Source organism: Pedococcus badiiscoriae (genome assembly GCF_013408925.1).
Lineage (GTDB): Bacteria > Actinomycetota > Actinomycetes > Actinomycetales > Dermatophilaceae > Pedococcus > Pedococcus badiiscoriae.
The window spans coordinates 3,164,706-3,189,330 of sequence record NZ_JACCAB010000001.1; the positions used below are offsets into that span (position 1 = coordinate 3,164,706).

Consider the following 24,625-nt stretch of genomic DNA (forward strand, 5'->3'; position numbering starts at 1 on the left):
GGAGTAATCCCAGCGCGGCAACGGTCAGCTGCTGGGCGCCTCGGCGTAGCGCAGGTAGGGCTTGACGACCTCGACGCCCTTGAACCGGGTCTGCGCGTCCTCGGTGCTGACGGTGGGGGCCACGATGATCCGCTCGCCGGCCTTCCAGTCCGCCGGGGTGGAGAAGGGCCCCGAGTCGTTGACCTGCAAGGCGTCCAGGGCGCGCAGGATCTCGTCGAAGTTCCGGCCGGCGCTCTTGGGGTAGGTCAGGGAGAGCCGCACCTTGCCCGCCGGGTCGATGAGGAAGACCGAGCGGACCGGGGAGGTGTCTCCGGCGCCGGGGTGGATCATGTCGTACAGCTCGGCCACCTGGCGGTCCTTGTCGGCGACGATCGGGTAGTCGACCGAGGCACCGGAGACCTCCTCGATGTCCGCCTTCCAGGCGTTGTGGTCCTCGAGCGCGTCCACCGACACCGCCAGCACCTTGGTGTTGCGCGCGGCCCACTCGTCCTTGAGCTGGGCGACCCGCCCGAGCTCGGTGGTGCAGACCGGGGTGAAGTCGGCGGGGTGGCTGAACAGCACGGCCCAGCCGTCGCCCTTCCAGTCGTGGAAGGTCAGCTCGCCCTCGGTGGTCTCAGCGGTGAAGTCGGGGGCGTCGTCGCCCAGTCGCAGCGTGGCCATGACGGTCCTCTCAACGGTAACGCGATGTTTGTCGTGACCAAACATGCCGTTACTTGACCGAAGAGTGGATGGCTTGTCCGGATGTTGGTACGTCGTGGTGCACGTCGGGCGGTCACCCCGGGTGCGGCCCGCTGCGGGCGGAGGCGAGCAGAGCGAGCTCGTCGGTGACCGTCAGCCCGGCCTTCCGCACCCGACCGGGCCCGGACGCCACCTCCCAGGCGAGGGTGTCGGCGAGCGTCTCGGCCAGGGACCGGCTGGTCAGTCCCAGGGCCTGCGCCGCGGCGGTGCTGCGTGCCATGAAGCCGGCATACTCCGGCACGGATAGCCACAGCGGCAGGCTCCGGTCGCCGGACCAGGGCTGCACCTCGTGGTCCGCCAGCCATTCCTGGCCCACCCGCACGGTCTCGCCACGGTGACCGGCGACGTCCCGCGCGACTGCGAGGTGGTCGTCCAGCGGCATGACCGGGCCGCTCGCGTTGACTACACCGGCGGCCCGCTCGAGACCGGCCCGGACGAGCCAGGCGGCGAGGTCGCGGACGTCGAGGACCTGGGTGGACGCCCCGCGGTCGGGCACCAGGACGGCACCGTCCGGGCTGGCCGGGTGCGCGAACCGCAACGGCCAGTAGCCGGTGCGGTCGGTGTGGTCACCTGGTCCGGCAATCAGCCCCGACCGTGCGACCAGCGCCCGGTCACCGACGTGGTCGAGGACGCTGCGCTCACAGGCGACCTTGCGTCCGCCGTAGGTCTCCCAGCCGTCGTCATCACCGGGGTGGGCGGGCAGCAGCTCCGCGGTCTCGTCCGCTCCGGCGACGTCATGGGTGGCGTACACCGAGGCCGATGACACGAACACCCACGACGCGGCGCGCGAGGCCAGCGCGTCCAGGGCACCGGCGACGTGGCTGGGCTGGCGGGAGACGTCCACGACGACGTCCCACTCACGACCCGCCACCTCGTCGTATGCCGTGGCGTCACCCCGGTCGGCGCGGACGACCTCGACACCGTCCGGCGGAGCGCCCGAGACCCCGCGGGCCAGGACAGTGACGTCCTGGCCCAGGGCCCGGGCAGCCGCCACGACCTCGCGACCGAGCCACGCGGTCCCCCCGAGGACGAGCAGCGACATGGGCGACGGGCTCAGGCGCGGGTGCCGGCCCGCTGGCCCCGCTTGGCTCCCGCAGGCTGCGCGGCGCCGTCAGCGTCGTCGGCGTCGTCGGCGTCGTGCTCGTCATGCTCTGCGTGAGGCTCGGCAGCGTCGGCTTCGGCGTGCTCACTGGGCTCGACGTGCTCAGTGGGCTCGGCAGCGGCGGACTCGTCGACCTCGTCCGTCGCGTCGGCAGGCTGAGCCGCCGGGGCTTCGTGGTCGCCGAAAGCCTCCGCGATGGCGCCACCGCCCAGGGTCGCCAGCATCTGCCGGACGTTGCTGAGCTGCGCCGTGATGCTGTCGCGGCGGGCGGTTGCCGCCGAGAGCTCGCGCTCGGAGTCGCGACGGATGCGCTCGGCCTGCTCGCGGGCAGCACTGACGAGGTGCTCGGCCTCGGCCTTGGCCGCGTCCAGGGCGCGCTGGCTCTCGGCGAGGGAGTCCGCGTGCGCACGCTCGCTCTCCGCGGCAAGGCTCTGCGCCCGCTCCTGGGCCTGGGTGAGCGCGGTCTCGTGCGCGGCCATCTGGGCCGAGAACTCGGCGGCTGCCTTGTCGCGGCGCTGGCCGAGGGTGGCCTCGAAGTCCGCGGCGGCGGAGGCGGCGCGGGCCCGCTGGTGCTCGTAGAACGCCTCGGCCTCCTCGCGCCGGGCGGATGCCTCGCGGTCGGCGTCGTCGAGGATGGCGTCGGCCTGCTGCCTCGCCTTCTCCACGACCTGGGTGGCCTGGGCCTCTGCCTTCGTCCGGACGTCCTCGGCGTAGCGGTCTGCCTCGGCGCGGACCCGATCGGCCTCGAGCGTCGTGGTCCCCTTCAGCGTGTCGGCGTCCGCCTTGGCGGAGCTGCGGATCTCGGCTGCCTCCTCGTCGGCGAGGCCGAGAATCGTGCCGATCCGCTCGCCGAGGTTCGCGTAGGTGGGGGCAGCCGCCTTGCTGTGCTGCTCCTGGAGGTCCGCCAGGGTCTTGGCGGTTCCGGCCTGCTCCTCCTGGACGCGGGCCAGAGCGGCGCGCAGCTCGCTGACCTCGACGGTGCGCTCGGCAGCCTCCTGCCGAGCCTGGTCGAGGGCACTGGCGTGCTCGGCGCGCCACTGGTCGACCTGGGCCGGGTCGTAGCCGCGCAGGACGCTACGGAAGGAACTGGAGTCACTCATGGTCGGTCCGTTCTTGGTGGGGGGAGTGGTCATCGTTGGCAGAGGGGTCGGTCGTGTCAGGGGTGTCGTTGGCGGGGCTGTCGGGGGTGTCCGAGGTGGAGGACGCCCGCTCCGGGACGGCGAGGGCGTCGATCACCCCCGAGAGGTGGCCGAGCTGGGTGGTGATGTCCTGTCGACGCGAGGCCAGGGCCGCGACCTCGGCTCGGGCGCGTTCGAGCATCGCCCTGGCCTCCTCGCGCACCCGGTCGGCATCAGCGCGTGCCGCGGCAGTGGTGGTCACCAGCTCCTCGCGGGCCTGGCGGTGTGACTCGTGCGTCTCCCGCTGGAGCCGCTCGATCTCCTGCGCGGTGCGCTCGCGGACGAGGCGAGCCGCCTTCTCCGCCTCGTCGAGGCGGCGGCCCGCCCGCTCGTCCGCAGCACGCTCGGTCTCCGCCGCGCTCGCCCGCACCCGCTCGGCCTCCGCGGCGGCGGCCGCGGTGGTGCGTTCGGCCTGCGCCTGGGCGGCGGCCATGACGGCCTCCGCCTGGGCGCGAAGGCTCTGCGACTCCAGGCGGGCCGACTCGCGTTCGGACCGTGCGCGGTGGGCAGTCTGGGCCAGGGCCGTCTGGATCAGCTGGCGGCGCGAACGCATCCGCGCGGCGAGCTCGCGGTGGGTCTCCTTGCGCATCCGGCTGACCTCGGCCTCGCCCTCGTCGAGGATCCGCCGCACCGTGTCCTGCCCCCACTTGAGGTGTTCCTCGGCCTGCACCATGATCTCGCCCGCCTCGGCGTGGGCCCGGTCCAGACGCTCCTGGGCGTCCGCGCGGGCCTGCTCCACCAGCGCCGCGGCCTGGGTCGCGGTCTCCTCCTGGTGGATCGCGGCGGCGCCCATGGTGCGCTCTGCCTCGGCCTGCGCATCCTCCCGGACCCTGGCGGCCGCGGCCGTGGCCTCCTCGAGGAGGGCCGCGCGGGCGGCCTGCTCCTGCTGGTCGCGCTCGGCGAAGTGGGCATCCATCTTCTCCACGCCCGCGGCGAAGGCGGCGTCGCGCTCGGCCGCGTGCGCGGCATACCGCTGCATGGCTTCGTCGTAGTCGCTCTGGGCGCTCGCCCGCAGCGAGTCGGCCCGGCTGTGGGCCTCGTCGAGGATCGCCTGCGCCTCGGCCCGTGCGGAGCTGACCGCCTCGTCACTGGTCCGCGTGGCGGACTGCGTCAGCATCGACGCCTGCTCGGTCGCGTCCTCGACCAGTGACGCGGCCTCGCGGGTCGCCTCGGCGAGCGCGCGACCAGCCTGCTCGCGGTCCCGGACGGCCTCGGCGTGCTGCCGTTCGGCGTCGTCGAGCAGGACCTGGACCTCGTCGCGGATCCGGGCGGCCTCGGCGCGGGCGTCGGACAGGACCTGGTCGGTCTCGGCTCGCATGGCGTCGGCATAAGCCTGGGCGCGTTCCAGGATGGACTGGGTGTGCCGCGTCAGGTCGCCCACCTGGGTGGTGGACGTACCGGCGACACGGGTCCCCGCGTCCGTGGCGTGGGCGTCGGGCATGTGCCCATACTCCCACGCGTGGCGTGACCCGCAGCCTGAGACCCCGGAAGCCTAGAGTGTGGTCATGGACCGGCGGATCTTCGGGATCGAGAACGAGTACGGGATCACGTGCACGTTCGAAGGTCAGCGGCGCCTCACTCCCGACGAGGTCGCCCGCTACCTCTTCCGCAAGGTCGTCTCGTGGGGACGCTCGTCCAACGTCTTCCTCTCCAACGGCAGCCGGCTCTACCTCGACGTCGGCTCGCACCCGGAGTACGCGACGCCCGAGTGCGACCACGTCCGTCAGCTCGTGGTCCACGACAAGGCGGGGGAGCGGATCATCGAGGGACTGGTCGCCGATGCCCAGGACCGGCTGGCCGAGGAAGGCATCGAGGGCGAGATCTACGTCTTCAAGAACAACACCGACTCGGCGGGCAACTCCTACGGCTGCCACGAGAACTTCCTCGTCGGCCGGTCCGGCGAGTTCCAACAGCTCTCCGACGTGCTCATCCCGTTCCTCGTCAGCCGTCAGATCACCTGCGGGGCCGGCAAGGTCGTCACCACGTCGAAGGGCGCGACCTACTGCGTCAGCCAGCGGGCCGACCACATCTGGGAGGGCGTGTCCTCGGCGACCACCCGCAGCCGCCCCATCATCAACACGCGGGACGAGCCACACGCCGACGCCGAGCGGTACCGCCGGCTGCACGTGATCGTCGGCGACTCCAACATGAGCGAGACCACCACCATGCTCAAGGTCGGGTCCGCCGACCTCGTGCTGCGGATGATCGAGGCCGGCATGGTCGTGCGGGACCTCACGCTGGAGAACCCGATCCGGGCGATCCGTGAGATGAGCCACGACATGACCGGGCGCAAGACGGTGCGGCTGTCGAACGGGCGTGAGCTGTCCGCCCTGCAGATCCAGACCGAGTACCTCGAGCGGGCCCAGGCGTTCGCCGACCGCGAGGGGCTCGAGGACCCGATCCACAAGCAGGTCCTCGACCTGTGGGAGCGGACCATCCGCGCTGTGGACACCGGCAACCTCGGCCTGGTCGACACCGAGATCGACTGGGTCATCAAGCACAAGCTGATCTCGGGCTACATGGCAAAGCACGGGCTGCCGATGGAGCACCCCCGCATCGCCCAGCTCGACCTCGCCTACCACGACGTCAACCGGGAGCGGGGGGTCTTCTACGTCCTCCAGAAGCACGGTCGCGCGGCGCGCATCACGACCGACCCCGAGGTGTTCGAGGCCAAGACCGTGCCCCCGCAGACCACCCGCGCCAAGCTGCGCGGCGACTTCATCAAGGCCGCCCAGGAGCACCGTCGGGACTTCACCGTCGACTGGGTGCACCTCAAGCTCAACGACCAGGCCCAGCGCACCGTCCTGTGCAAGGACCCGTTCGCGGCCGTCGACGCCCGCGTGGACCGGCTCATCGAGGGCATGCGCGGCTGACGACGGCCACCCACGACAGGCGAATCGGGGTTTGCCAGCCGCCCCGGTTATGGTGGGCGCTGGTTCCCCCCGCCCCCAGCGAAAGTTCTCCATCGTGCATCTGCGTCGTTTTCCCGCCCTCACGGCTGTCGCCCTGGCCGCTGCCCTGGCCCTCACCGGTTGTGGTGGCTCCAAGGACGCCAAGGGCTCCGCGCTCGACAAGGTCACGGTGACGGGCGGCAGCGACACCACGGCCCCCACCGTCACCGTGAACCCCAAGCCCCTGTCGGTGACCGAGACCACCACCAAGGTGGTCAAGGCCGGCACCGGCCCCGTCGTCAAGGGCGACGAGATCGTCAGCCTCAAGTACGTCCTGCTCAACGGCAAGGACTCCTCGGTGCTCGACACGAACTTCGGCAAGCAGAACCTCGGCCTGAACCTGGCTGCCCCCGACCTGCTGCCCGGCCTGCGCAAGGGGCTGCTGAACCAGAAGATCGGGTCGCGCGTCCTGGTCGCGATGCCGCCCAAGGACGCCTTCGGGACCCAGGGCAACGCCAACATCAAGGTCGGCGGCACCGACACGGTCGTCTTCCTCATGGACGTGCTCTCGGCCACCAAGCCGCTGGCCTCCGCCGAGGGCACGGCCGTCAAGCCCGCCGCCGGGCTGCCCACCGTCACGGTCCCGCAGGACGGGCCCGCCACGATCACCATCCCCAAGGGCGCCCAGCCCCCGACCAAGACCGTCGCCCAGCTGCTCATCCAGGGCTCCGGCGCGAAGGTCGAGGCGGGCCAGACCATCCGGGTGACCTACACCGGTGCGCTCTGGAAGGACGGGTCGGTCTTCGACTCCTCCGCCAAGACGGCGAACAAGTACTTCGAGACGGTGATCGGCAAGCAGCAGGTCATCAAGGCCTGGGACGCCCAGCTCGTCGGCAGGACCGTCGGCAGCCGGGTGCTCATGATCGTCCCGCCGGCCGACGGCTACGGCGCGGCCGGCAGCCCGCCCAAGATCAGCGGCAAGGACACCCTCGTGTTCGTCGTCGACATCCTCGCGGCCTTCTGAGTCACGCGGAGTCACGCACGACCGCCGTACCCCCCACTTCCCGACCTGCGAAGGAGCAGTCCCATGGGTTTCGACCCCAACACCACCAAGCCCGAGATCGACTTCCCCGGCGACGCAGCTCCCACTGAGCTGGTCATCGAGGACATCACCGAAGGTGACGGCCAGGAGGCCGGCGCCGGTGACACCATCTCGGCGCACTACGTCGGCGTCGCCCACTCCACCGGTGAGGAGTTCGACGCCTCGTGGAACCGCGGCGCGCCCCTGGACTTCCGACTGGGGGTCGGCCAGGTCATCCGTGGCTGGGACGAAGGCATCGTCGGCATGAAGGTCGGCGGCCGTCGCAAGCTCGTCATCCCCGCGCACCTGGCCTACGGCGACCGCGGTGCGGGCGGCGCGATCAAGCCGGGCGAGACCCTGATCTTCGTCGTCGACCTGGTGGACGTCCGCTGAGGCGCGACCCCTCCAACATTCAGCTCTCCAGCAGCCGGGCGGCATGTCGCCCGGCTGCTGCGCTGTACAGGAACGCTGCGTGGTCCTCGTCGAGGCCGCGGCCCATCGTCGAGAGCGTGACCGGAACGGCCCGCAGGGCCTCGTCCAGACCCTCCGGGTCCACCCGGCGGACCGTGAGGGCTCCCTGGGCAGTCCGCGCCAGGGCATGAGCCTGGTCGGCGACCAGCGCGTCGAACTCGTCCGCCGTCGTGGGGACCGGGACGTCCGCGGCCACCAGGCAGATGCGCCCGTATGCCGTGGCGCTGTGGTGCGAGATCCCGTGGTGGCGCTCCCGGGTGTCGGCGTCCGAGACGCGCAGGGCGGCGACGCCGCGACCTCCGAGGGTGCCGACGGCGTTGAGGGCCTCGCCCGCCGCCACCCCCGTGTAGCCCCACGGGGTACCGGTGCCGACGTTGCCGGGCCCCTGGATGACGACGGCGATGTCTGCCTCCAGCACGTGCTTGGCGGCGAGCAGGCCGGAGTGCAGCGTGACGGCTTCGTGGTCGCCCCCGTAGGCCTGGCCGACGGTCACGGTGCCTGCCAGCCAGCCGGCACCCGTGAGGGTCGCGACGTTGCGGGAGAACGCGATCGGCAGGGCTCCGCCGTCGGTCATGAGGTAGACGACGCGCGCTTCCGGGCGGTCGAGCCTGATCCCCGCCAGGATGGCGGGCAGGGCCGAGTGGAGGTCGGCGACGACCACCGGCATGCCGAGCAGGTCGCCGGCCGCGGCCAGCGGGCCGGTCATCACCTCGTGGTGCGGGCTGTCCTGCTCGTCGACGGCCATGAACATCTGCTGCTGAGGGGTGTAGCGGGCCTTGACGATGTGCCCCCGCGGGGTGGTGGGATCGCCGGGCAACCGGTCGGGCGCAGCGACGATGAAGGCCAGCCCGCCGGTCCCGAGCCCGCGCAGCAGGGCGGAGGCGTTGAGCAGCACGCGGTCGCCGACCTCTGGCTCGCCCACCAGCGCGGTGTAGGCCAGCGCCCGCACCGAGGTGTCGTCGGGGGCATCGTCGGCCAGCCGCACGGCATACTCCACCGCGCCCGGCCACCGGCCGACCACCTGCTCGACCGTTCCCTCGCGCCACTGCATCACGACACGCAGACTAGCCACGGGACGTGCCGCCCACTCGGGTAGCGTCGTGCGGGTGAGTTCCCCCACCGGTCCCGCGGCCAAGACCGAGCGCCTGCTCAACCTCGTGCTGTGCCTGCTCTACACCCGTCGCCCGCTGCCCAAGTCGCGGATCCGGGCCGTCGTCCCGCAGTACGGGGACGCGGTCAGCGACGAGGCCTTCGACCGGATGTTCGAGCGCGACAAGGACGAGCTGCGCGAGCTGGGGATCCCGCTGGTCACCCAGGACATCGGTGGCGCCTGGGACGACGAGGTCGGCTACCGGATCGACCAGCGCGAGTACGCCCTGCCTGACATCACCTTCGAGCCCGACGAGCTCGCGGTGCTGGGCCTGGCCAGCCGCACCTGGGCGCACGCCTCCCTAGCCGGTCCCGCGGCCCAGGCACTGCGCAAGCTCAAGGCTGCCGACATCGAGCGCGACGGCGACTCCCTCATCGGGATCGAACCGCGGCTGGGCACGAGCGAACCTGCCTTCGAGCCCGTCAAGAACGCCGTCGTCGGCCAGCGCACCATCACCTTCGGCTACCGCACCGGCGGTCAGGGGGAGGTCAACGCCCGCACCGTCCAGCCGTGGGGACTCGCCTCGTGGCACGGTCGGTGGTACCTCACCGGCTTCGACCTCGACCGCGAAGCGCCCCGGGTCTTCCGGCTGTCGCGGATCGACGGGGACGTCACCGAGGTCAAGAAGGCCCCGCCGTATGCCGTGCCCGCCGACCACCGTGCCCAGGAGATGATCCGCACCACCGTGGGTGACCAGCCGACCCGCACCGCCGTCGTGAGGGTCAGGGCCGACCGGGGGAACTCGCTGCGTCGCCGGGCGACCGGGACGACCGAGGCAGGGGGGTGGACCGAGCTCGAGGTGCCCTTCACCGACGACGACCTCCTGGCCGACGAGGTGAGCGGCTATGGCGCGGACGTCGTGGTCGTGTCACCGGACGAGGTGCGCGAGCTCGTGGTGGAACGGCTCCGGGGGGCGCTGGCTGCTCACGCCGGAGGGGCCGCATGACCCCGCCGGCCCGGAGGTCACGGACCGTGCCCGAGTCGGCGACCGACCGGCTCGCGCGACTGCTCACCATGGTGCCCTGGCTGGTCGCCCGCCAGGGGATCGACCTCGCCCTGGCCGCGGAGGAGCTGGGCATCACCGTCGAGCAGCTCGAGACCGACCTGCGACTGCTCTACCTCTGCGGCTACGGCCAGATGCCCGACGAGCTGATCGACGCCCAGTGGGAGGGCGGCCGGGTGTTCGTGACCAACGCCGACACCATCGCCCGCCCGCTGCGGCTCGGACGGGACGAGGCCCTCACCCTGATGGTGGGGCTGCGGGCCCTGGCTTCGGTGCCGGGGCTGGGGGAGCGCGACGCGATCGAGCGGGCGATGGCCAAGCTCGAGCAGGCCACCGGCGCCAGCGCCGAGGCCGCCGCCCGGGTCGAGGTGGCGATCAGCGAAGGGGTCGAGGCCGACCTGCTGGCCGACGCGCGCCGCGCCGTCGAGGGCCACCGCCGGGTGCACCTGCGCTACCTCGTGCCCAGCCGGGACGAGGCCACCGAGCGTGACGTCGACCCCATGCGCGTGGTCAACCTGGACTCGCGGTGGTACCTCGAGGGCTGGTGCCACCTGGCCCAGGACACGCGCACCTTCCGGATGGACCGCATCGCGCGCCTGGACGTCCTCGACGTCGACGGCACCCCACCGGCCGACGCCCAGCTGCGGGACCTCGATGCGGGGGCCTTCACCCCGCGACCCGACGACACGCTCGTGACGCTGCGGCTCACGCCGGGCGCGACGTGGGTCAGCGACTACTACCCGACCGAGTCCGTGCAGACGCAGCAGGACGGCTCACAGATCGTCACGCTGCGCACCGCCGACACGCTCTGGCTGCGACGGCTGCTCTGGCGGCTGGGGGGCCACGGCACCGTCGTGTCCCCGCCCGAGGTCGCGCAGGCGGTGAGCGAGGGCGCGCAGGCGGCCCTCGCGGCATACGCAGCGGACACCACAGCCTCCACGGGCGGGTAGGGTCGACGTCGTGTGGTGGTGGGTCGTCATCTGGGTGCTGCTCGTGGTCATCGCGGCGGCCTACTTGGCGAGCCGGGCCTGGGGTGTCTGGGGCCAGTTCAAGGAGCTGACGGCCGAGGTGCGTCGTTCCTCCGACACCGTCGCCGCCCTGCAGGCACAGACGAACCGGCTCGGCGATCGCCGGCCGGCGCCCCAGCCGGACGTGTTCGGGGACCCCCGTCAGCTGCGCAGGGAACGCGAAGTCACCCGAGCCTCGTTGAAGCAGCAGCGGCGCGCCCGTCAGGCCGCGCGGCGTCCCAGCTGGGCCAGACACCTAGACTGAGGCCACCAGCCCGGCACCGGCGGGGCAGCATCGTCACAGAGGCCACCACGTGGTCGAGAGGAATGAGTCACATGGGTCGCGGATTGTTTGAGGGCTGGCACATCATCGTCCTGCTCGTCCTCCTCGTCCTGCTGTTTGGCTTCAAGCGGCTCCCCGACGCTGCGCGCTCGATCGGGCGATCGATGCGCATCTTCAAGTCCGAGGTCCAGGAGATGAAGACCGACGGCAAGTCCGCGGCCAGCAGCGACACGGTCAAGGGCGAGGCCATCAAGGACCCGGAGCGGCCGGTCACCCCCGAGCCGACCAGCCCCATCCGTGAGGACCGTCCCCGGACGGACAACTCCTCCGGCGCCTCCTAGTCCCACCCGCACTCACCAGTCACCCCGACCATGGCGTTCCGGCGTGCCCGCAACCCCGACGGGCGCATGTCCCTCGGTGACCACCTGCGTGAGCTCCGACGACGCTTCCTGATCTCCGCGGTGGCGGTCCTGCTCGGTGGCGTGCTCGGCTGGATCAGCTACCCCCAGGTGTACGGCCGGCTCGCCGCGCCGTTCAACGACTACAAGGCGGCCCACCCGGGGAGCATCATCAACCTCAACTTCGGCACGGCCACCGCCGCCTTCTCCCAGCAGGTGAGCCTGTCGATCTTCGTCGGGATCATCGTGTCCAGCCCGGTGTGGCTGTACCAGCTGTGGGCGTTCATCGTGCCCGGGCTGAGCAGGAGGGAGCGACGGATCTCGCTGGCCTTCATCGGTGCCACCGTCCCGCTCTTCCTGGCCGGGTGCGCGATGGCCTACTACGTCCTGCCGAAGGTGCTCGCGGTCCTGTACGGCTTCACCCCGCCCGGGGCGTCGAACATCCAGCAGGTCAGCGAGTACTTCTCCTTCGTCACGCGGTTCATCCTCGTCTTCGGGTGTGCCTTCCTGCTGCCGGTGTTCCTGGTCGCCCTGAACGCGATCGGCATCCTGCCGTCGTCGGCGATGGTCAAGGCCTGGCGCCCAGCCGTCTTCGGGATCTTCGTCCTCTCGGCGGTCGCGACGCCGACCCCTGACGCCTTCACGATGTTCCTGCTGGCGATCCCGCTCTGCATCCTGTACTTCGGCGCGATCGGAGTCAGCAAGCTCATCGAGCGCGGGCGGACCAGGAACCGGCCCAAGTGGACCGACGTGCCCGACGACGAGGCATCGGCCCTGTAGCCTCCGCGCGTGAGTCCGAATCCCTTGCCCGTCAGGAAGCGCGTCGGCCTGGTGGTCAACCCCACCTCCGGCAAGAACCGCGGGATGGCCCTGGGGATCGAGGTGGCCCAGCGGCTGCGAGCCGCCGGCCATGAGGTCCTGGACCTCTCCGACGAGTCGTTCGCCGCGGCCCGCGACCGTGCCCTGGGCGCCATCGCGCAGGGCGTGGACGTGCTGGCCGTGGTGGGCGGTGACGGCATGGTCCACCTCGGGGTCGACCTCGCCGCCGAGACCAAGACCACCCTGGCCATCATCGCCGCCGGGACCGGCAACGACGTCGCCCGCGGGCTGGGGCTGCCCGTGCACGACCCCGTCCGGGCCGCCGACCTGGTCACCACCGGCACCCCGCGCACCATCGACGCGATCTGCCACGTCGACGCCCACGGCGGCCGGCACTGGTTCGCGGGCGTGCTCGGCGCCGGCTTCGACTCCGTGGTCAACGAGCGCGCCAACACCTGGCCGTGGCCCAAGGGCAACATGCGCTACAACCTGGCGATCCTGCGCGAGCTCCCGCTCTTCAAGGCCATTCCGTACGTCGTGACGGTGGACGGCGTGCGACACGAGACCCGCGCCATGCTCGTGGCCGTGGGCAACGGTCCGAGCTACGGCGGCGGCATGCAGGTGCTTCCCGCCGCCAGGTTCGACGACGGGCTGCTGGACGTGCTGCTCCTCCACGAGATCAGCACGCTGGAGTTCCTCAAGGTCTTCCCCAAGGTGTTCAAGGGCGCCCACGTCACTCATCCGGCCGTGGAGATCATCCAGGGGCGCTCGGTGACCCTCGAGGCGGAGGGGATCATGGCGTACGCGGACGGGGAGCGGTTCGCGCCGCTGCCGATCACCCTCGACGTGGTCCCCGGCGCGGTGACGGTGCTGGCGCCTGCCGCCACGTAGGCTCGGGAGCATGTCGACGCCCGCTGAGCGATTCGCCGCAAGCGCCAGCCGCGCGGCATACGAGAAGTCTCGGTTGGCCGCGTTCGTGGCGACGGTGGACTTCCCCCTCGACGACTTCCAGGTGCAGGCGTGCGAGGCGGTCGAAGCCGGCCGTGGTGTCCTCGTGGCCGCCCCGACCGGCGCGGGCAAGACCATCGTCGGGGAGTTCGCGGTGTTCCTGGCGCTGGCCACCGGGCGCAAGGCGTTCTACACCACCCCGATCAAGGCGCTGTCCAACCAGAAGTACAACGACCTGGTCCGTCGCCACGGAGCTGCGAACGTCGGGCTCCTCACCGGGGACTCGTCGATCAACGGGGAGGCTCCCGTCGTCGTCATGACGACCGAGGTCCTGCGCAACATGATGTATGCCGGGTCCTCCACCCTGCACGGGCTCGGCTTCGTGGTCATGGACGAGGTCCACTACCTCGCCGACCGGTTCCGCGGGGCGGTGTGGGAGGAGGTGATCATCCACCTCCCACAGGACGTCCAGGTGGTGTCCCTGTCCGCCACCGTCAGCAACGCCGAGGAGTTCGGTGCCTGGCTGTCGGAGGTCCGCAGCGGCGTCGACATCATCGTCTCCGAGCACCGCCCGGTGCCACTGTGGCAGCACATGATGGTGGCCCAGTCGATGTACGACCTCTTCGTCGACGAGGCGTCCGCGCCGGTGACGGGGGCGGACGCGACCCGGGTGAACCCCGAGCTGCTGCAGGCGATCCGCCAGCTCGAGCAGCGCGGTCGGTGGGACGAGGGCGCCCGGCATGGCTCGCACTCCGACCGCCACAGCCGCGGAGGGCGCGGCGCGGGTCCCCGCGGGCCTGGCGGGGGTCACGGCGGCCGGGGCATGGCGCGCGGCTCGGGCGGCCGTCCCGGTGGTGGCGCGACCCGGTCCGAGGTCATCCAGCGACTCGAGCGCGAGGGGCTGCTGCCCGCGATCACGTTCATCTTCAGCCGGGTCGGCTGCGAGGCTGCCGTGGGGCAGCTGCTCCGCGACGGGATCCGGCTGATCTCCGAGGCGGACGGCGACCGGATCCGGCGCACCGTCGAGGAGCGGGTGTCCGCACTGGCCGACGAGGACCTCGGCGTGCTCGGGTACTGGGACTTCGTCGACGGCCTCACGCGAGGGTTCGCGGCACACCACGCCGGCATGCTGCCGACCTTCCGCGAGATCGTCGAGGAGCTGTTCACGGCGGGACGCATCCGGGCCGTCTTCGCCACCGAGACCCTCGCGCTCGGCATCAACATGCCCGCGCGCACCGTCGTCATCGAGAAGCTCGTGAAGTTCAACGGCGAGACCCATGCCGACATCACCCCCGCGGAGTACACGCAGCTGACCGGACGGGCCGGGCGTCGGGGCATCGACGTCGAGGGACACGCCCTGGTCCAGTGGAACCGGGGGATGGACCCGATGGCCGTGGCCGGGCTCGCCTCGACGCGCACCTACCCGCTGCGCTCGTCGTTCCGCCCGACCTACAACATGGCAGTCAACCTCGTCGCCCAGGTCGGGCGCGAGACGGCCCGCGAGATCCTCGAGACGTCCTTCGCCCAGTTCCAGGCCGACCGCGCCGTCGTGGGGATGGCCCGAGCCGTGCGCAAGAACGAGGAGGGCCTCGAGGGATACGCCGAGGGGATGGCATGTCACCTCGGCGACTTCAGCGAGTATGCCGCGCTCCGGCACGAGATCGCCCGGCTCGAGAAGGAGGGCGCGAAGGCCCGGTCCGCGAGCAACAGGGCGCAGGCTGCGGTGTCGCTGGAGGCGTTGAAGATCGGCGACGTCATCAAGATCCCGTCGGGCCGCCGCGCCGGCTACGCCGTCGTGGTGCACCCCTCCAAGTCGTACCGCGGCGAGGTGCCGGCACCGACCGTCGTGACCGAGGACAAGCAGCTCCTCAAGCTGTCCCTGACCGACGTGCCGACGCCGGTCGAACCGGTGGCCCACGTCAAGGTGCCGCCGCACTTCAACTCCAAGAGCCCCAAGGCCCGACGCGACCTCGCGACCTCGCTGCGCATCGCCGTTCCCCACGACCCTGCGCCGCGGCGCTCACGCGACCACGCCGGCTACGCGGGCAGTGCCGAGGACGAGCGCATCTCCGAGCTGCGTCGTCAGCTCAAGGCCCACCCGTGTCACCAGTGCCCCGACCGCGAGGACCACGCCCGCTGGGCGGAGCGGTGGTGGCGGCTCAAGCGCGAGACGGTCGGGCTCCAGCGCAAGGTGGAGGGTCGCACCAACTCGGTGGCCAGGACCTTCGACCGCATCTGCACCCTGCTCGGGGAGATGGGTTACCTGTCGGACGGCGGTGACCTCGTGACGCCGCAGGGGGAGAACCTGAGGCGGCTCTACACCGAGAAGGACCTGCTCGCGGCTGAGTGCCTGCGGCTCGGGGTGTGGAAGCGTCTGGACCCCGCCGGCCTGGCGTCGATCGTGTCGGCCCTGATCCACGAGCCGCGGCGGGACGAGACGGACCCGTCGCCACGGATGCCCAACGAGGACGTGGCGGAGGCGGTCCGCGAGATGAACCGCCTGTGGTCGGTGCTCGAGGACCGCGAACGCGAGCTGGGGCTTCCGTTGACGGGGGACCCGGACGCGGGGATGGTGTGGATGATGCACCGGTGGGCGAGCGGTCGTCAGCTGGAGGAGGTGCTGCGCGGCTCGGACATGGCTGCCGGCGACTTCGTTCGCCGGTGCAAGCAGGTCGTCGACCTGCTCGGGCAGATCGGCGATGCCGCCCCGGAACCGACGTTGCGTGCGACCTCGCGCAAGGCCATCGACGCCGTCATGCGCGGCGTGGTCGCCGCCGACCGCCTCGACTGAGGAGTCCTTGGCATTGCCCGCGGAAGGCAAGAGTCGCGGCGTTCGTCCGCGTGCGGTTCAGTTCGGCGGCGACGCCGACGTCTCGTTCCCCCGGGGCGGCGACGAGCATCGCGAGCGGGAGAGCGGCTGTCACCACTCGAGCGTTGAGGAGGGCAGTCGCCTCGGGCGTACGTGAGGCCGGTGGGCCGGACAGCAGCACTACATCCTCCACGTGAACTTCAGCGACGTCGTCGACGCGCGCCGGGCACACCACCAGGGAGGTCCGCATCGTGTGCCACAGCCACTCCACGTCGCGTACCTAGGTCCTTCATGAGCAAGTGCTGTTCACGGGGCGGACCCCGAGCCAGAGTCGAAGAGCCGATCGCATGGTTGAGGAAGGTGGCTTCGACAGGGATGTCAGACCTCACCTCTAGAGTGGACACATGTTCGAATCGGGGCATGGGTCGCAGGCCGTGGAGGGACTCAGCACGGTCGTGGCTTCACTGCGCACCCTCGAGGGCGGCTGCGACGGCGAACGCATCGACCTGATCACTGAGCTCGAGGTCCTCAAGGCCGCGGTGTCGGCCGCCCAGGCGAGGTTGTCGGTGGCGTTCGCCGAGTCGCAGGAGGCCGCACAGGCCGCAGCCGGGGTGCCGGCCCGCGAGCGAGGTAGGGGAGTGGCCGCCCAGATCGCCTTGGCCCGGCGTGACTCACCCCACCGGGGGTCCCGGCACCTGGGTTTCGCCCGGGCGATGGTGCGCGAGATGCCGCACACGCTGGCCCACCTCACCGCGGGCCGCGTCAGCGAGTGGCGGGCGACCATCCTGTGCCGCGAGACCGCAGTGCTGACGGTGGACGACCGCCGCGAGGTGGACCGCCGGCTGGCTGGCGACCTTCCCTCGATGGGGGACGCGCAGGTTGCCCGTGCGGCGCGAGGGCTGGCTGCGCAGCTGGACCCCGAGTCCGTGGCCCGCAGGGCCAGCAAGGCGGCCGCGGAGCGGTGCGTCTCACTGCGCCCAGCGCCGGACACGATGACCTACCTCAGTGGCCTGCTTCCCGTGGCCGCGGGCGTCGCCACGTATGCCGCGTTGGACCGCCGCGCGAGGGAGCTGATCGCGGGAGGTGACGAGCGCGGACGGGGTCAGATCATGGCCGACACGTTGGTCGAGCGGGTCACCGGACAAGCCACCGCCGAGGCCGTCCCGATCGAGGTCAACCTCGTGCTGCCCGTGGACGCGCTGCTGGGCACCGAGGACTCCACAGCGGAGCTCGTGGGTCACGGGCCGATCGGCGCTGGGGCGGCTCGGACCCTGCTGAGCGCGGCGGCCGCCAGTGGCGCACCGATCTGGTTCCGTCGGCTCTTTGCCGCTGGAGAATGCCAGCTCGTCGGCCTGGAGAGCAGACGGCGGTTGTTCCCCGAGGGACTGCGGCGGTTTCTCGTCCTGCGCGACAAGGTCTGCCGGACTCCGTGGTGCGATGCCCCGGTCCGCCATGCCGACCACGTCGTCGCCGCCGGTCGTGACGGACCCACCAGCGCGGCCAACGGCCAGGGCCTGTGTGCAGCGTGCAACCAGGCCAAGGAGGCCCGGGGCTGGAGCGCACAGGTGGTCAGTCCCGGGCAGACCAGCCAGGGCCTGACGCAGCGACACCGGGTTCGACTCCGGACCCCTACCGGTCACCTCTACGACTCCACCGCGCCACCACTGTTCGATGGCGGCGGTGGTGATCGGGCGGCCGATGGTTCGCGCCCCGACTTCAGCTGGGCGGAGCGGGCGCTCGAGCTCAGGTTGGCCGCTGCGTGACGGGTCGCCGTGACGGTCGCCAGCCAGCCTTAATCAGTCCTACTCGATGCGCAGGGCCGACAGCACCCGGTTGAAGGAGCTGGTCACCCCGAACTCGCTGGCGATCCGGCTCATCAGGACGGGGTCGGCGACCTCGCGCGGCAGTGTCATGTCGACGGAGGCGACCGGTACATCACGGGTCACTCGCACCACGGTGGGGGCCACGTCGAGGTAGGCCGTCGCCGCCTCGAGGTTGGCCCGCCGGGCTCCCTTGATGGCCGGGGACCCGGAGTCCACCGCCGCCCGGAGACCGGTCAGCGAGCCGTGCTCGGCGATGAGCTGGGCCGCGGTCTTGTCGCCGATGCCCTTGACCCCGGGAAGCCCGTCACTGGTGTCGCCGCGCAGGACTGACATGTCCAGATAGGCGTCACCGGTGTCCACGGCATACCGGGAGCGCAGGTAGTTCTGGGTCGCGAGGTCGGGATCACGCACCCCGCCCTTGCCCGTGTAGAGAACGCGCACTCCGCGGGCGTCGTCGACGAGCTGGAGGAGATCTCGATCTCCCGTCACGATGTCGACGTCCATCCGGCCACCCCACCTGGTGGCCAGCGTGCCGATCACGTCGTCTGCCTCGAAGCCGTCAGCGCCGAGCCGAGCGATTCCCAGCGCCTTCAGCGCGTCGACGATGACTGGTACCTGCGGGGCCAGGTCGTCGGGGACCTCCTCAGGGACGGTGTCATCCGAGGCGGGGTGGGCCTGGTCAGGCGCGGCGCCCGGCGCGGGGGCCGGCGACTCCTGGGTCACCCGGTGGGCCTTGTAGCTCGGGAGGAGGTCGACCCGCCACTGCGGTCGCCAGTCGTTGTCCCAACAGGCCACGAGGTGGGTCGGCTGGTGGGTGCTGACCAAGGACGCGATCATGTCGAGGAACCCGCGAATCGCGTTGGTGGGCGGCTGCGACGGGTCACTGCGCTGGTCGGGCACCCCGAAGAACGCGCGGAAGTACAACGAGGCGCTGTCGAGCAGCATGAGACGGCCGGAGCTGTCGGGCGAGGTCATGGCGGACATGTTGCCACCCGCGACGCCGCTCCTCAGTAGGGTGTGGGCGTGGAAGACCTCGATCGACGCATCGTCGACCTGCTGCGCGCCGATGGTCGGATGAGCTACACCGACCTGGGCAAGGCCATGGGCCTGTCCACCTCCGCCGTGCACCAACGCGTGCGTCGGCTCGAGGAGCGGGGGGTCCTCAAGGGGTACACCGCGATCGTCGACCACGCAGCCCTCGACCTTCCGCTGACCGCCTTCATCTCGATCTCGCCCCTGGACCCCGCTGCGCCCGACGACATCCCGGACCGGCTTCGCGACATCACCGAGCTCGAGGCCTGCCACTCCGTGGCGGGGGAGGAGAACTACATCCTCAAGGCCCGGGTGCGCACCCCCGGCGACCTCGAGACCCTGCTGGCCCGGATCCGGTCTGCCGCCAACGTCGCGACGCGCACCACCGTGGTCCTCTCCACCCCCTGGGAGTGACCCCCGCTCGACCTCGCCTCAGCGGGCGATCGAGGCCACCGTGGCGCGGGTCACCGCGACCAGGTCGGTCGGCGCGAGGGAGATGTCCAGGCCCCGTCGGCCGCCGGAGACGTAGACCCGCTCGAGCTCCAGCGCCGACGAGTCGACGACCGTCGGCAGGGCCCGCTTCTGACCGATGGGGGAGATCCCGCCGACGACGTACCCGGTGGACCGCTCCGCGTCGCCAGGTTGGGCCATGGCCACTTTCTTCAGACCCAGAGCCGAGGCGACGGCCTTGAGGTCGAGCTGGCGGTCGACCGGCACGACGCCCACCGCGAGCCCGGAGTCCCCGACGACGAGGAGGGTCTTGAAGACCTGCCCAGGTGGCACGGACAGCGCCGCGGCGGCCTCCAGTCCGTAGGAGGCCGCCGCGGGGTCGTGGTCGTAGGAGTGCAGCTCGAAGGCCAGCCCGAGCCGGGTCAGGGCTGTCGTGGCGGGGGTGCCCGAGGCCAACCTCAGCGCTTCTCGACGCGGTTCACGAGCGACCAGGCCGCCGGGAGGAGACCGGCTGCCGCCGCGATCTTGATGGCATCGCCGATGAGGAACGGGGTCATGCCGGCTGTGAGGCCGGCCTGCAGGTCCATCCCGGTCGCGTTCATCAGCCAGGACACGCCCACGGCGTAGATGACCAGGTTGCCGAGCACCATGGTGACGGCGGTCCTGACCACGGTGCGGTCACCGCCCCGCTGGGCCAGCCAGCCGACGACCGTGGCCGCGATGACGAAGCCGATGACGTAGCCGAAGGTGGGACCGCCCCAGCCGTCCTTGTGCCCGGCGAACCAGTTGACGCCGAGGCCACCAGCCACGAGGTAGGTACCGACGCTCAGCAGGGCACGCAGGCCACCCAGGGAGGCTCCTGTCAGCAACACCGCGAACGTGCCGAGGGACAGCGGGACAGGGGTCCCGGGCAGCGGCACACTCCACTGGGACAGCAGCCCGATGAAGCCGGCACCAGCGGCGATGAGCAGGAGGTCACGGACGCGCGCACCGACCCAGGCAGGCACGCCCACGACGGCGGGGACGTAGTCGGCGAGGACGCGCTTGCGGGGCAGGGCGATAGCAGTCACGGGAGCAACCTAGCGAAGCTCAGCCGGGCCTCAGGACCGACCCCCGCGCGAGACACGTCACACTCGCGACCACCCGTCAGACCAGGGATGCCTCGCGGCTCGCCGCGGCGCGCTCGACGGCGACCGCGTGGGCTGCCTCGTGGTCGCCCTGCTCGCGCCACCACCGCTGGCCCGCTTCGGGGAGGGTGTAGATCGGGTCGTAGTAGACGTAGTCGCGCGAGAGCGCGTCCGTGTCGGCGCTCTCGATGGAGGTCCGGTAGTTCTTGCGCCAGAACGACATCCCGCGCTCGGTGTCGTAGCTGTCGACCTGGTGCACCCAGCGCTTGCCGACGAACGGCACGTCGCACACGATGCGCGGCGTGGCGAACCCCGGCAGGTAGCCCATCATCGAGTGCTGGAGGTGCTGCGCCTCCGCGAGCGACAGGCGCCAGTGCTCCGAGAACGGGATCATGTCGCACATGTAGAAGTAGTACGGCGTGATCATCGCGTCGTCCTGCAGGGCGAAGCACAGGTCGAGCAGCTGCTCCACCGAGTCGTTGACGCCGCGCATGAGCACGCCCTGGTTGCGGACGTCGCGCACCCCCGCCTCGAGCATCGCCTTGGACGCGTCGGCCACCAGCGGCGTCACGGACTGGGCGTTGTTGACGTGGGTGTGGATGGCGAGCGAGACGCCGCGGGACCGGGCCTTCGCGGACACCCGCGCGACCCCCTCGACGACATCGGGCTGCAGCCAGTGCTGGGGAAGGCCCATCAGGGCCTTGGTCGCCAGGCGGATGTCGCGGATGTTGTCCACGTCGAGCAGCTTGTCGATGAAGCCCTCGAGGTTCTTCCACGGCATGTTCGCCACGTCGCCGCCGGAGACCACGACGTCGCGCACCTGGGGCGTCTGTTGCAGGTAGGCGAGCATCGCGGCATACCGGTCCACCGGCTTGCCGGTGAGCTTGAGCTTGTCGACGACGGCAGTCGAGTTGCCGACGAGGTCCATGCGGGTGCAGTGGCCGCAGTACTGGGGGCAGGTCGGGAGCAGCTCGGCGAGCACCTTGGTGGGGTAGCGGTGGGTGAGGCCCTCGGCCACCCACATGTCGTGCTCGTGCAGGCTGTCGCGCGTCGCGTGCGGGTGGCTGGGCCAGTCCGTCCGGCGGTCGGAGAACACCGGGAGCATGTAGCGGCGGACCGGGTCCGCGTAGAACGCCCGGGTGAACTCGGCACCCGCGGCCGGCATCCGGCCGTCGGCCCAGGTCAGCTCGCTGACCATGGTGTTCATCATCTGCGGGGGGACGAGCATCGACATCGTGGCGCGCTCGGCCTGGTCGCGCTGGAGGTCGGCGTAGAACGCCTCGGTGAGCAGGTCGCCCATCAGCTCGCGCAGCTGCTTGATGTTCTTGACGCAGTGCGCCCGCTGCCACTGGGCGCTCGCCCAGTCCTGCGCGGTGACGTCCCGCCATCCCGCGAAACGGGTCCAGTCGGGCTCCACCAGCTCGCGGTGGCGGTAGACATAGGGCTGCTCGATCGCGGTGCTCATACGTGGCAGGATACGGGACAGGTTCCGATGAAATCGACATACGACCGCAAGATTTGCGCCCCGTGTCGCAATTGATGGGAGATTCTGTGTCTCGCACCCCCTCCTCGCCGGTGGGTCTGCACCGCGTCCTCGAGCCGGTGGGAGCCACGCTGCCCCAGGCAGCCCGACGGCTCGACGCCTCGCCACAGCTGTGGCCGGACGAGGTCCGCATCAGCATCGAGACGCTCAACCTCGACGCGGCGTCCTACCGCCAGCTGTCCGAGAAGCACGACGGCGACGGCGACGCGGTCCGCGCCGAGGTCCTCGACATCGTCGCGACGCGCGGCAAGATGCAGAACCCCGTGACCGGCTCCGGCGGCATGCTCATCGGCACGGTAGAGGAGGTCGGACCGCAGTCCCCCCTGGGCCTGTCCGTGGGCGACCGGGTCGCCACCCTGGTGTCCCTGTCGCTCACCCCGCTCGTCATCACTGACGGGCTCGCCCGCTGGGACGGTCGCTCCGAGCGCGTGCCTGCGCAGGGGCATGCGATCTTGTTCGGGCGGTCGATCGCCGCGCGGCTGCCCGAGGACCTCAGCCCCGACCTCGCCCTCATGGTGATGGACGTGTGTGGCGCCCCGGCGCTGGTGGCACGTGTGGTGGGGGAGTATTCCGCGCGCGGAGCCAGCCCCACCGTCTGCGTGCTCGGCGGGGCCGGCAAATCGGGCTCGCTGTCCCTCGCCGCCGCTGCGGACGCCGGTGCCGGGCGCCGGATCGCGGTGGTCCCGTTCCAGCGCGAGGCCGACCTGCTGTCCGGGACCGGCTTGGCAGACGAGGTGGTCATCGCGGACGCACGCAGCCCGCTCGGGCTGTCGGAGGCCGTCGCGGCGGCAGGTGGACCCGCCGACGTCACCGTCGTCTGCGTCGACGTCCCGGGCTGCGAGCAGCCCGCCATCCTGTCGACGGCGCAGGGCGGCACCATCATCTTCTTCTCGATGGCGACGAACTTCGCCGCCGCGGCCCTGGGCGCGGAGGGCGTCGCGGCGGACGTGCGGATGCTCGTGGGCAACGGCTACGTCCCGGGCCACGCGGCCTACGCGCTGGACCTGGTCCGGGGCAGCGCCGCGGTCCGTGGTCTGTTCGAGGGTCGGCTCGAGGAGTAGGCACAGCGGTGGGCAGACTGGCACCGTGAGCACTCTCTACCGCGGCGGCTTCGTCTACACCCCGATCGACCCCTTCGCGAATGCGATGGTGGTGGACGACGCGACGGGCACCATCGCCTGGATCGGTGGAGACGACGCCGCGACGGTGCACGTCGACGCGGTCGACGAGGTGGTGGAGCTCGACGGAGCCCTCGTGGCGCCGGCGTTCGTCGATGCCCATGCCCACACCTCCCAGACCGGTGCGGGCCTGCGGGGGGTCGACCTGGGCACGACGCTGTCGGTGGTCCAGGCCCTGAGCCGGATCGAGGACGCGGCCCGGGCCAACCAGGGCCGGCCGGTCTACGCGCCGAACTGGGACCAGGCGACCTGGGCGGAGCGCCGCCCCCACACGGGCGCCGAGCTGGACCGGGCGACCTATGGCGGCGTGGTCTACTCGCCCCGCGTCGACGGTCACTCCGCGGTCATCTCCTCGGCCCTCGCGGCTGCCTCGGGTGCCCGCGACCTTCCGGGTTGGGAAGGTGACGGCCTCGTCACCCGGGACGCCCACCACGCGGCTCGGGAGGCGTTCAACGGCGCGGTCACCCCGGCACAGCGACGCGAGGACATCGACCTCGCACTCCGGGCCGCGGCAGCGGCCGGGATCGCCCTGGTCCAGGAGAACGGCGGCCGCACCCTGTCGGGCACCGACGACTTCGCCGACGTCCTGGCGGCGGGGGGGCGGGGCGACGGGCCGCAGACGATCGGCTACTGGGCGCAGCTCGTGGCGGACGAGGCGGAAGCCCGCGACGTCGCCACGCTGCGTGGCGCCCGCGGCCTCGCCGGCGACCTCAACATCGACGGGTCCATCGGCTCACGCACCGCCCACCTGCGCGCCGACTACACCGACGCCCCCGGCCACACCGGCAACGCCTACCTCACCGTCGAGCAGGTGCGCGACCACGTCGCTGCCTGCTCGCTCGCCGGCCTGCAGGCCGGCTTCCACGTCATCGGCGATGCCGGGGTGGACACCGCCATCGCGGGCTTCGAGGCTGCCGCCGCTCTGGTCGGCGCGCCCGTCGTCACGCGGTCCCGACACCGGCTCGAACACCTCGAGATGGTCTCGCCTGCGGGCATCGAGCGGCTGGTCAGGCTCGGGGTCAGTGCCAGCGTCCAGCCTGCCTTCGACGCCTTCTGGGGCGGCGACCAGGGGATGTATGCCGAGCGGCTGGGTGCCGACCGCGTGCACGGCCGCGCGGGGGGCGACAGCGCCCCGATGAACCCCATCGCGGCCATGATGGCGGCCGGGATGACGGTCGCGTTCGGGTCCGACTCGCCGGTCACGCCGTTCGCCCCCTGGGAAGCCGTCCGCGCCGCCGCGTTCCACCACGACGAGAGCCAGCGGGTGTCGGCCCGATCGGCCTTCCTGGCCCACACCCGGGGCGGCTGGCGCGCTGCGGGGTTCGCCGACCGCGGTTACCTCGACCTGGGTCTGCCCGCCAGCTTCGCCGTGTGGGAGGTGGGCGACCTGGTCGTCCAGGCCCCCGACGACCGCATCCAGACGTGGTCGACCGACCCCCGGTCCGGGACGCCGGGACTGCCGGACCTGTCGCCGGGCCAGGCCGCACCGACCTGCCTGCGCACGGTCGTCCGCGGGCGGATCGTCTTCGACAGGGAAGGATTTACGGCCTGAGAACTACCCCGCCGGAAATTCTCTCCCTCGCTGCTAGATTTG

At 71.4% G+C, this 24,625-nt stretch carries 23 protein-coding genes; 14 read left to right on the forward strand and 9 right to left on the reverse strand.

All coding sequences use genetic code 11. The features are described from left to right. Positions 1-24: 24 nt before the first annotated feature. The 4 genes from BJ986_RS14925 to BJ986_RS14940 form a co-directional block, all read right to left on the reverse strand. The gene (locus BJ986_RS14925) at positions 25-660 is read right to left on the reverse strand and encodes a peroxiredoxin (RefSeq protein WP_179422960.1); all 636 of its coding nucleotides are present in this window, start codon (positions 658-660) and stop codon (positions 25-27) included. 112 nt (positions 661-772) lie between these two features. Beyond that, entirely contained in the window at positions 773-1,780 is a 1,008-nt protein-coding gene (locus tag BJ986_RS14930) for an NAD-dependent epimerase/dehydratase family protein (protein ID WP_179422962.1), read from the reverse strand. Positions 1,781-1,791: 11 nt separating this feature from the next. Then, a complete protein-coding gene (locus BJ986_RS14935; protein ID WP_179422964.1) occupies positions 1,792-2,940 on the reverse strand; it encodes a coiled-coil domain-containing protein in 1,149 nt (382 codons plus the stop codon). Then, positions 2,933-4,459: a coiled-coil domain-containing protein gene (locus BJ986_RS14940; protein ID WP_179422965.1), complete on the reverse strand. Its 1,527-nt coding sequence runs from the start codon at positions 4,457-4,459 to the stop codon at positions 2,933-2,935. Before BJ986_RS14940 ends, BJ986_RS14935 begins: the two co-directional genes overlap by 8 nt. A 64-nt stretch (positions 4,460-4,523) precedes the next feature. Between BJ986_RS14940 and pafA the strand changes: the two genes are divergently transcribed. The 3 genes from pafA (at position 4,524) to BJ986_RS14955 (ending at position 7,383) form a co-directional block, all read left to right on the forward strand. Next, a complete protein-coding gene (pafA, locus tag BJ986_RS14945) occupies positions 4,524-5,891 on the forward strand; it encodes a Pup--protein ligase (protein ID WP_179422968.1) in 1,368 nt (455 codons plus the stop codon). 94 nt (positions 5,892-5,985) lie between these two features. Beyond that, positions 5,986-6,933: an FKBP-type peptidyl-prolyl cis-trans isomerase gene (locus BJ986_RS14950; protein WP_179422970.1), complete on the forward strand. Its 948-nt coding sequence runs from the start codon at positions 5,986-5,988 to the stop codon at positions 6,931-6,933. Between the two features lie 63 nt (positions 6,934-6,996). Beyond that, on the forward strand, positions 6,997-7,383 hold the full coding sequence (locus BJ986_RS14955; protein WP_179422972.1) for an FKBP-type peptidyl-prolyl cis-trans isomerase: 387 nt from the start codon (positions 6,997-6,999) through the stop codon (positions 7,381-7,383). Between the two features lie 19 nt (positions 7,384-7,402). Here the strand turns inward: BJ986_RS14955 and BJ986_RS14960 are convergent, their stop codons facing one another. After that, positions 7,403-8,515 (reverse strand): DUF3866 family protein, encoded by a 1,113-nt coding sequence (locus tag BJ986_RS14960; RefSeq protein ID WP_179422974.1) that lies wholly within the window; start codon positions 8,513-8,515, stop codon positions 7,403-7,405. Positions 8,516-8,567: 52 nt separating this feature from the next. Here BJ986_RS14960 and BJ986_RS14965 point away from each other — a divergent pair, with 52 nt between their 5' ends. The 8 genes from BJ986_RS14965 to BJ986_RS15000 all read left to right on the forward strand — a co-directional run bounded on the left by BJ986_RS14965 (position 8,568) and on the right by BJ986_RS15000 (position 17,641). Continuing rightward, the gene (locus BJ986_RS14965) at positions 8,568-9,557 is read left to right on the forward strand and encodes a WYL domain-containing protein (RefSeq protein ID WP_179422976.1); all 990 of its coding nucleotides are present in this window, start codon (positions 8,568-8,570) and stop codon (positions 9,555-9,557) included. Positions 9,558-9,583: 26 nt separating this feature from the next. Beyond that, the gene (locus tag BJ986_RS14970) at positions 9,584-10,564 is read left to right on the forward strand and encodes a helix-turn-helix transcriptional regulator (protein ID WP_337795382.1); all 981 of its coding nucleotides are present in this window, start codon (positions 9,584-9,586) and stop codon (positions 10,562-10,564) included. A 10-nt stretch (positions 10,565-10,574) separates the two neighbouring features. Next, positions 10,575-10,886 (forward strand): hypothetical protein, encoded by a 312-nt coding sequence (locus BJ986_RS14975; RefSeq protein ID WP_179422980.1) that lies wholly within the window; start codon positions 10,575-10,577, stop codon positions 10,884-10,886. Between the two features lie 71 nt (positions 10,887-10,957). Next, positions 10,958-11,245: a Sec-independent protein translocase subunit TatA gene (gene tatA, locus BJ986_RS14980; protein WP_179422982.1), complete on the forward strand. Its 288-nt coding sequence runs from the start codon at positions 10,958-10,960 to the stop codon at positions 11,243-11,245. Positions 11,246-11,275: 30 nt separating this feature from the next. Next, the gene (tatC, locus tag BJ986_RS14985; protein ID WP_238338107.1) at positions 11,276-12,082 is read left to right on the forward strand and encodes a twin-arginine translocase subunit TatC; all 807 of its coding nucleotides are present in this window, start codon (positions 11,276-11,278) and stop codon (positions 12,080-12,082) included. 9 nt (positions 12,083-12,091) lie between these two features. Next, on the forward strand, positions 12,092-13,012 hold the full coding sequence (locus tag BJ986_RS14990; RefSeq protein WP_337795383.1) for a YegS/Rv2252/BmrU family lipid kinase: 921 nt from the start codon (positions 12,092-12,094) through the stop codon (positions 13,010-13,012). 10 nt (positions 13,013-13,022) lie between these two features. Next, the gene (locus BJ986_RS14995) at positions 13,023-15,860 is read left to right on the forward strand and encodes a DEAD/DEAH box helicase (protein WP_179422984.1); all 2,838 of its coding nucleotides are present in this window, start codon (positions 13,023-13,025) and stop codon (positions 15,858-15,860) included. Between the two features lie 422 nt (positions 15,861-16,282). Next, positions 16,283-17,641 (forward strand): HNH endonuclease, encoded by a 1,359-nt coding sequence (locus tag BJ986_RS15000; protein WP_179422986.1) that lies wholly within the window; start codon positions 16,283-16,285, stop codon positions 17,639-17,641. 39 nt (positions 17,642-17,680) lie between these two features. Here the strand turns inward: BJ986_RS15000 and BJ986_RS15005 are convergent, their stop codons facing one another. Further along, positions 17,681-18,676 (reverse strand): 5'-3' exonuclease, encoded by a 996-nt coding sequence (locus tag BJ986_RS15005; RefSeq protein WP_179422989.1) that lies wholly within the window; start codon positions 18,674-18,676, stop codon positions 17,681-17,683. A 48-nt stretch (positions 18,677-18,724) separates the two neighbouring features. Between BJ986_RS15005 and BJ986_RS15010 the strand changes: the two genes are divergently transcribed. Continuing rightward, positions 18,725-19,147: an AsnC family transcriptional regulator gene (locus tag BJ986_RS15010; RefSeq protein ID WP_179422991.1), complete on the forward strand. Its 423-nt coding sequence runs from the start codon at positions 18,725-18,727 to the stop codon at positions 19,145-19,147. 18 nt (positions 19,148-19,165) lie between these two features. Here the strand turns inward: BJ986_RS15010 and ybaK are convergent, their stop codons facing one another. The 3 genes from ybaK to BJ986_RS15025 all read right to left on the reverse strand — a co-directional run bounded on the left by ybaK (position 19,166) and on the right by BJ986_RS15025 (position 21,775). Then, positions 19,166-19,639 carry a Cys-tRNA(Pro) deacylase gene (gene ybaK / locus BJ986_RS15015; protein WP_238338108.1) on the reverse strand — a complete coding sequence of 158 codons (474 nt, stop codon included), beginning with the start codon at positions 19,637-19,639 and terminating at the stop codon, positions 19,166-19,168. Positions 19,640-19,641: 2 nt separating this feature from the next. After that, complete coding sequence (locus BJ986_RS15020; protein ID WP_179422993.1) at positions 19,642-20,253, reverse strand: biotin transporter BioY; 612 nt, start codon at positions 20,251-20,253, stop codon at positions 19,642-19,644. A gap of 76 nt (positions 20,254-20,329) precedes the next feature. Then, positions 20,330-21,775: a KamA family radical SAM protein gene (locus BJ986_RS15025; protein WP_179422995.1), complete on the reverse strand. Its 1,446-nt coding sequence runs from the start codon at positions 21,773-21,775 to the stop codon at positions 20,330-20,332. Between the two features lie 86 nt (positions 21,776-21,861). Between BJ986_RS15025 and kdd the strand changes: the two genes are divergently transcribed. Both kdd and BJ986_RS15035 read left to right on the forward strand, forming a co-directional pair. Then, the gene (kdd, locus tag BJ986_RS15030) at positions 21,862-22,914 is read left to right on the forward strand and encodes an L-erythro-3,5-diaminohexanoate dehydrogenase (RefSeq protein WP_337795386.1); all 1,053 of its coding nucleotides are present in this window, start codon (positions 21,862-21,864) and stop codon (positions 22,912-22,914) included. A gap of 25 nt (positions 22,915-22,939) precedes the next feature. Beyond that, positions 22,940-24,583: an amidohydrolase gene (locus BJ986_RS15035; protein WP_337795388.1), complete on the forward strand. Its 1,644-nt coding sequence runs from the start codon at positions 22,940-22,942 to the stop codon at positions 24,581-24,583. Positions 24,584-24,625: the final 42 nt, after the last annotated feature.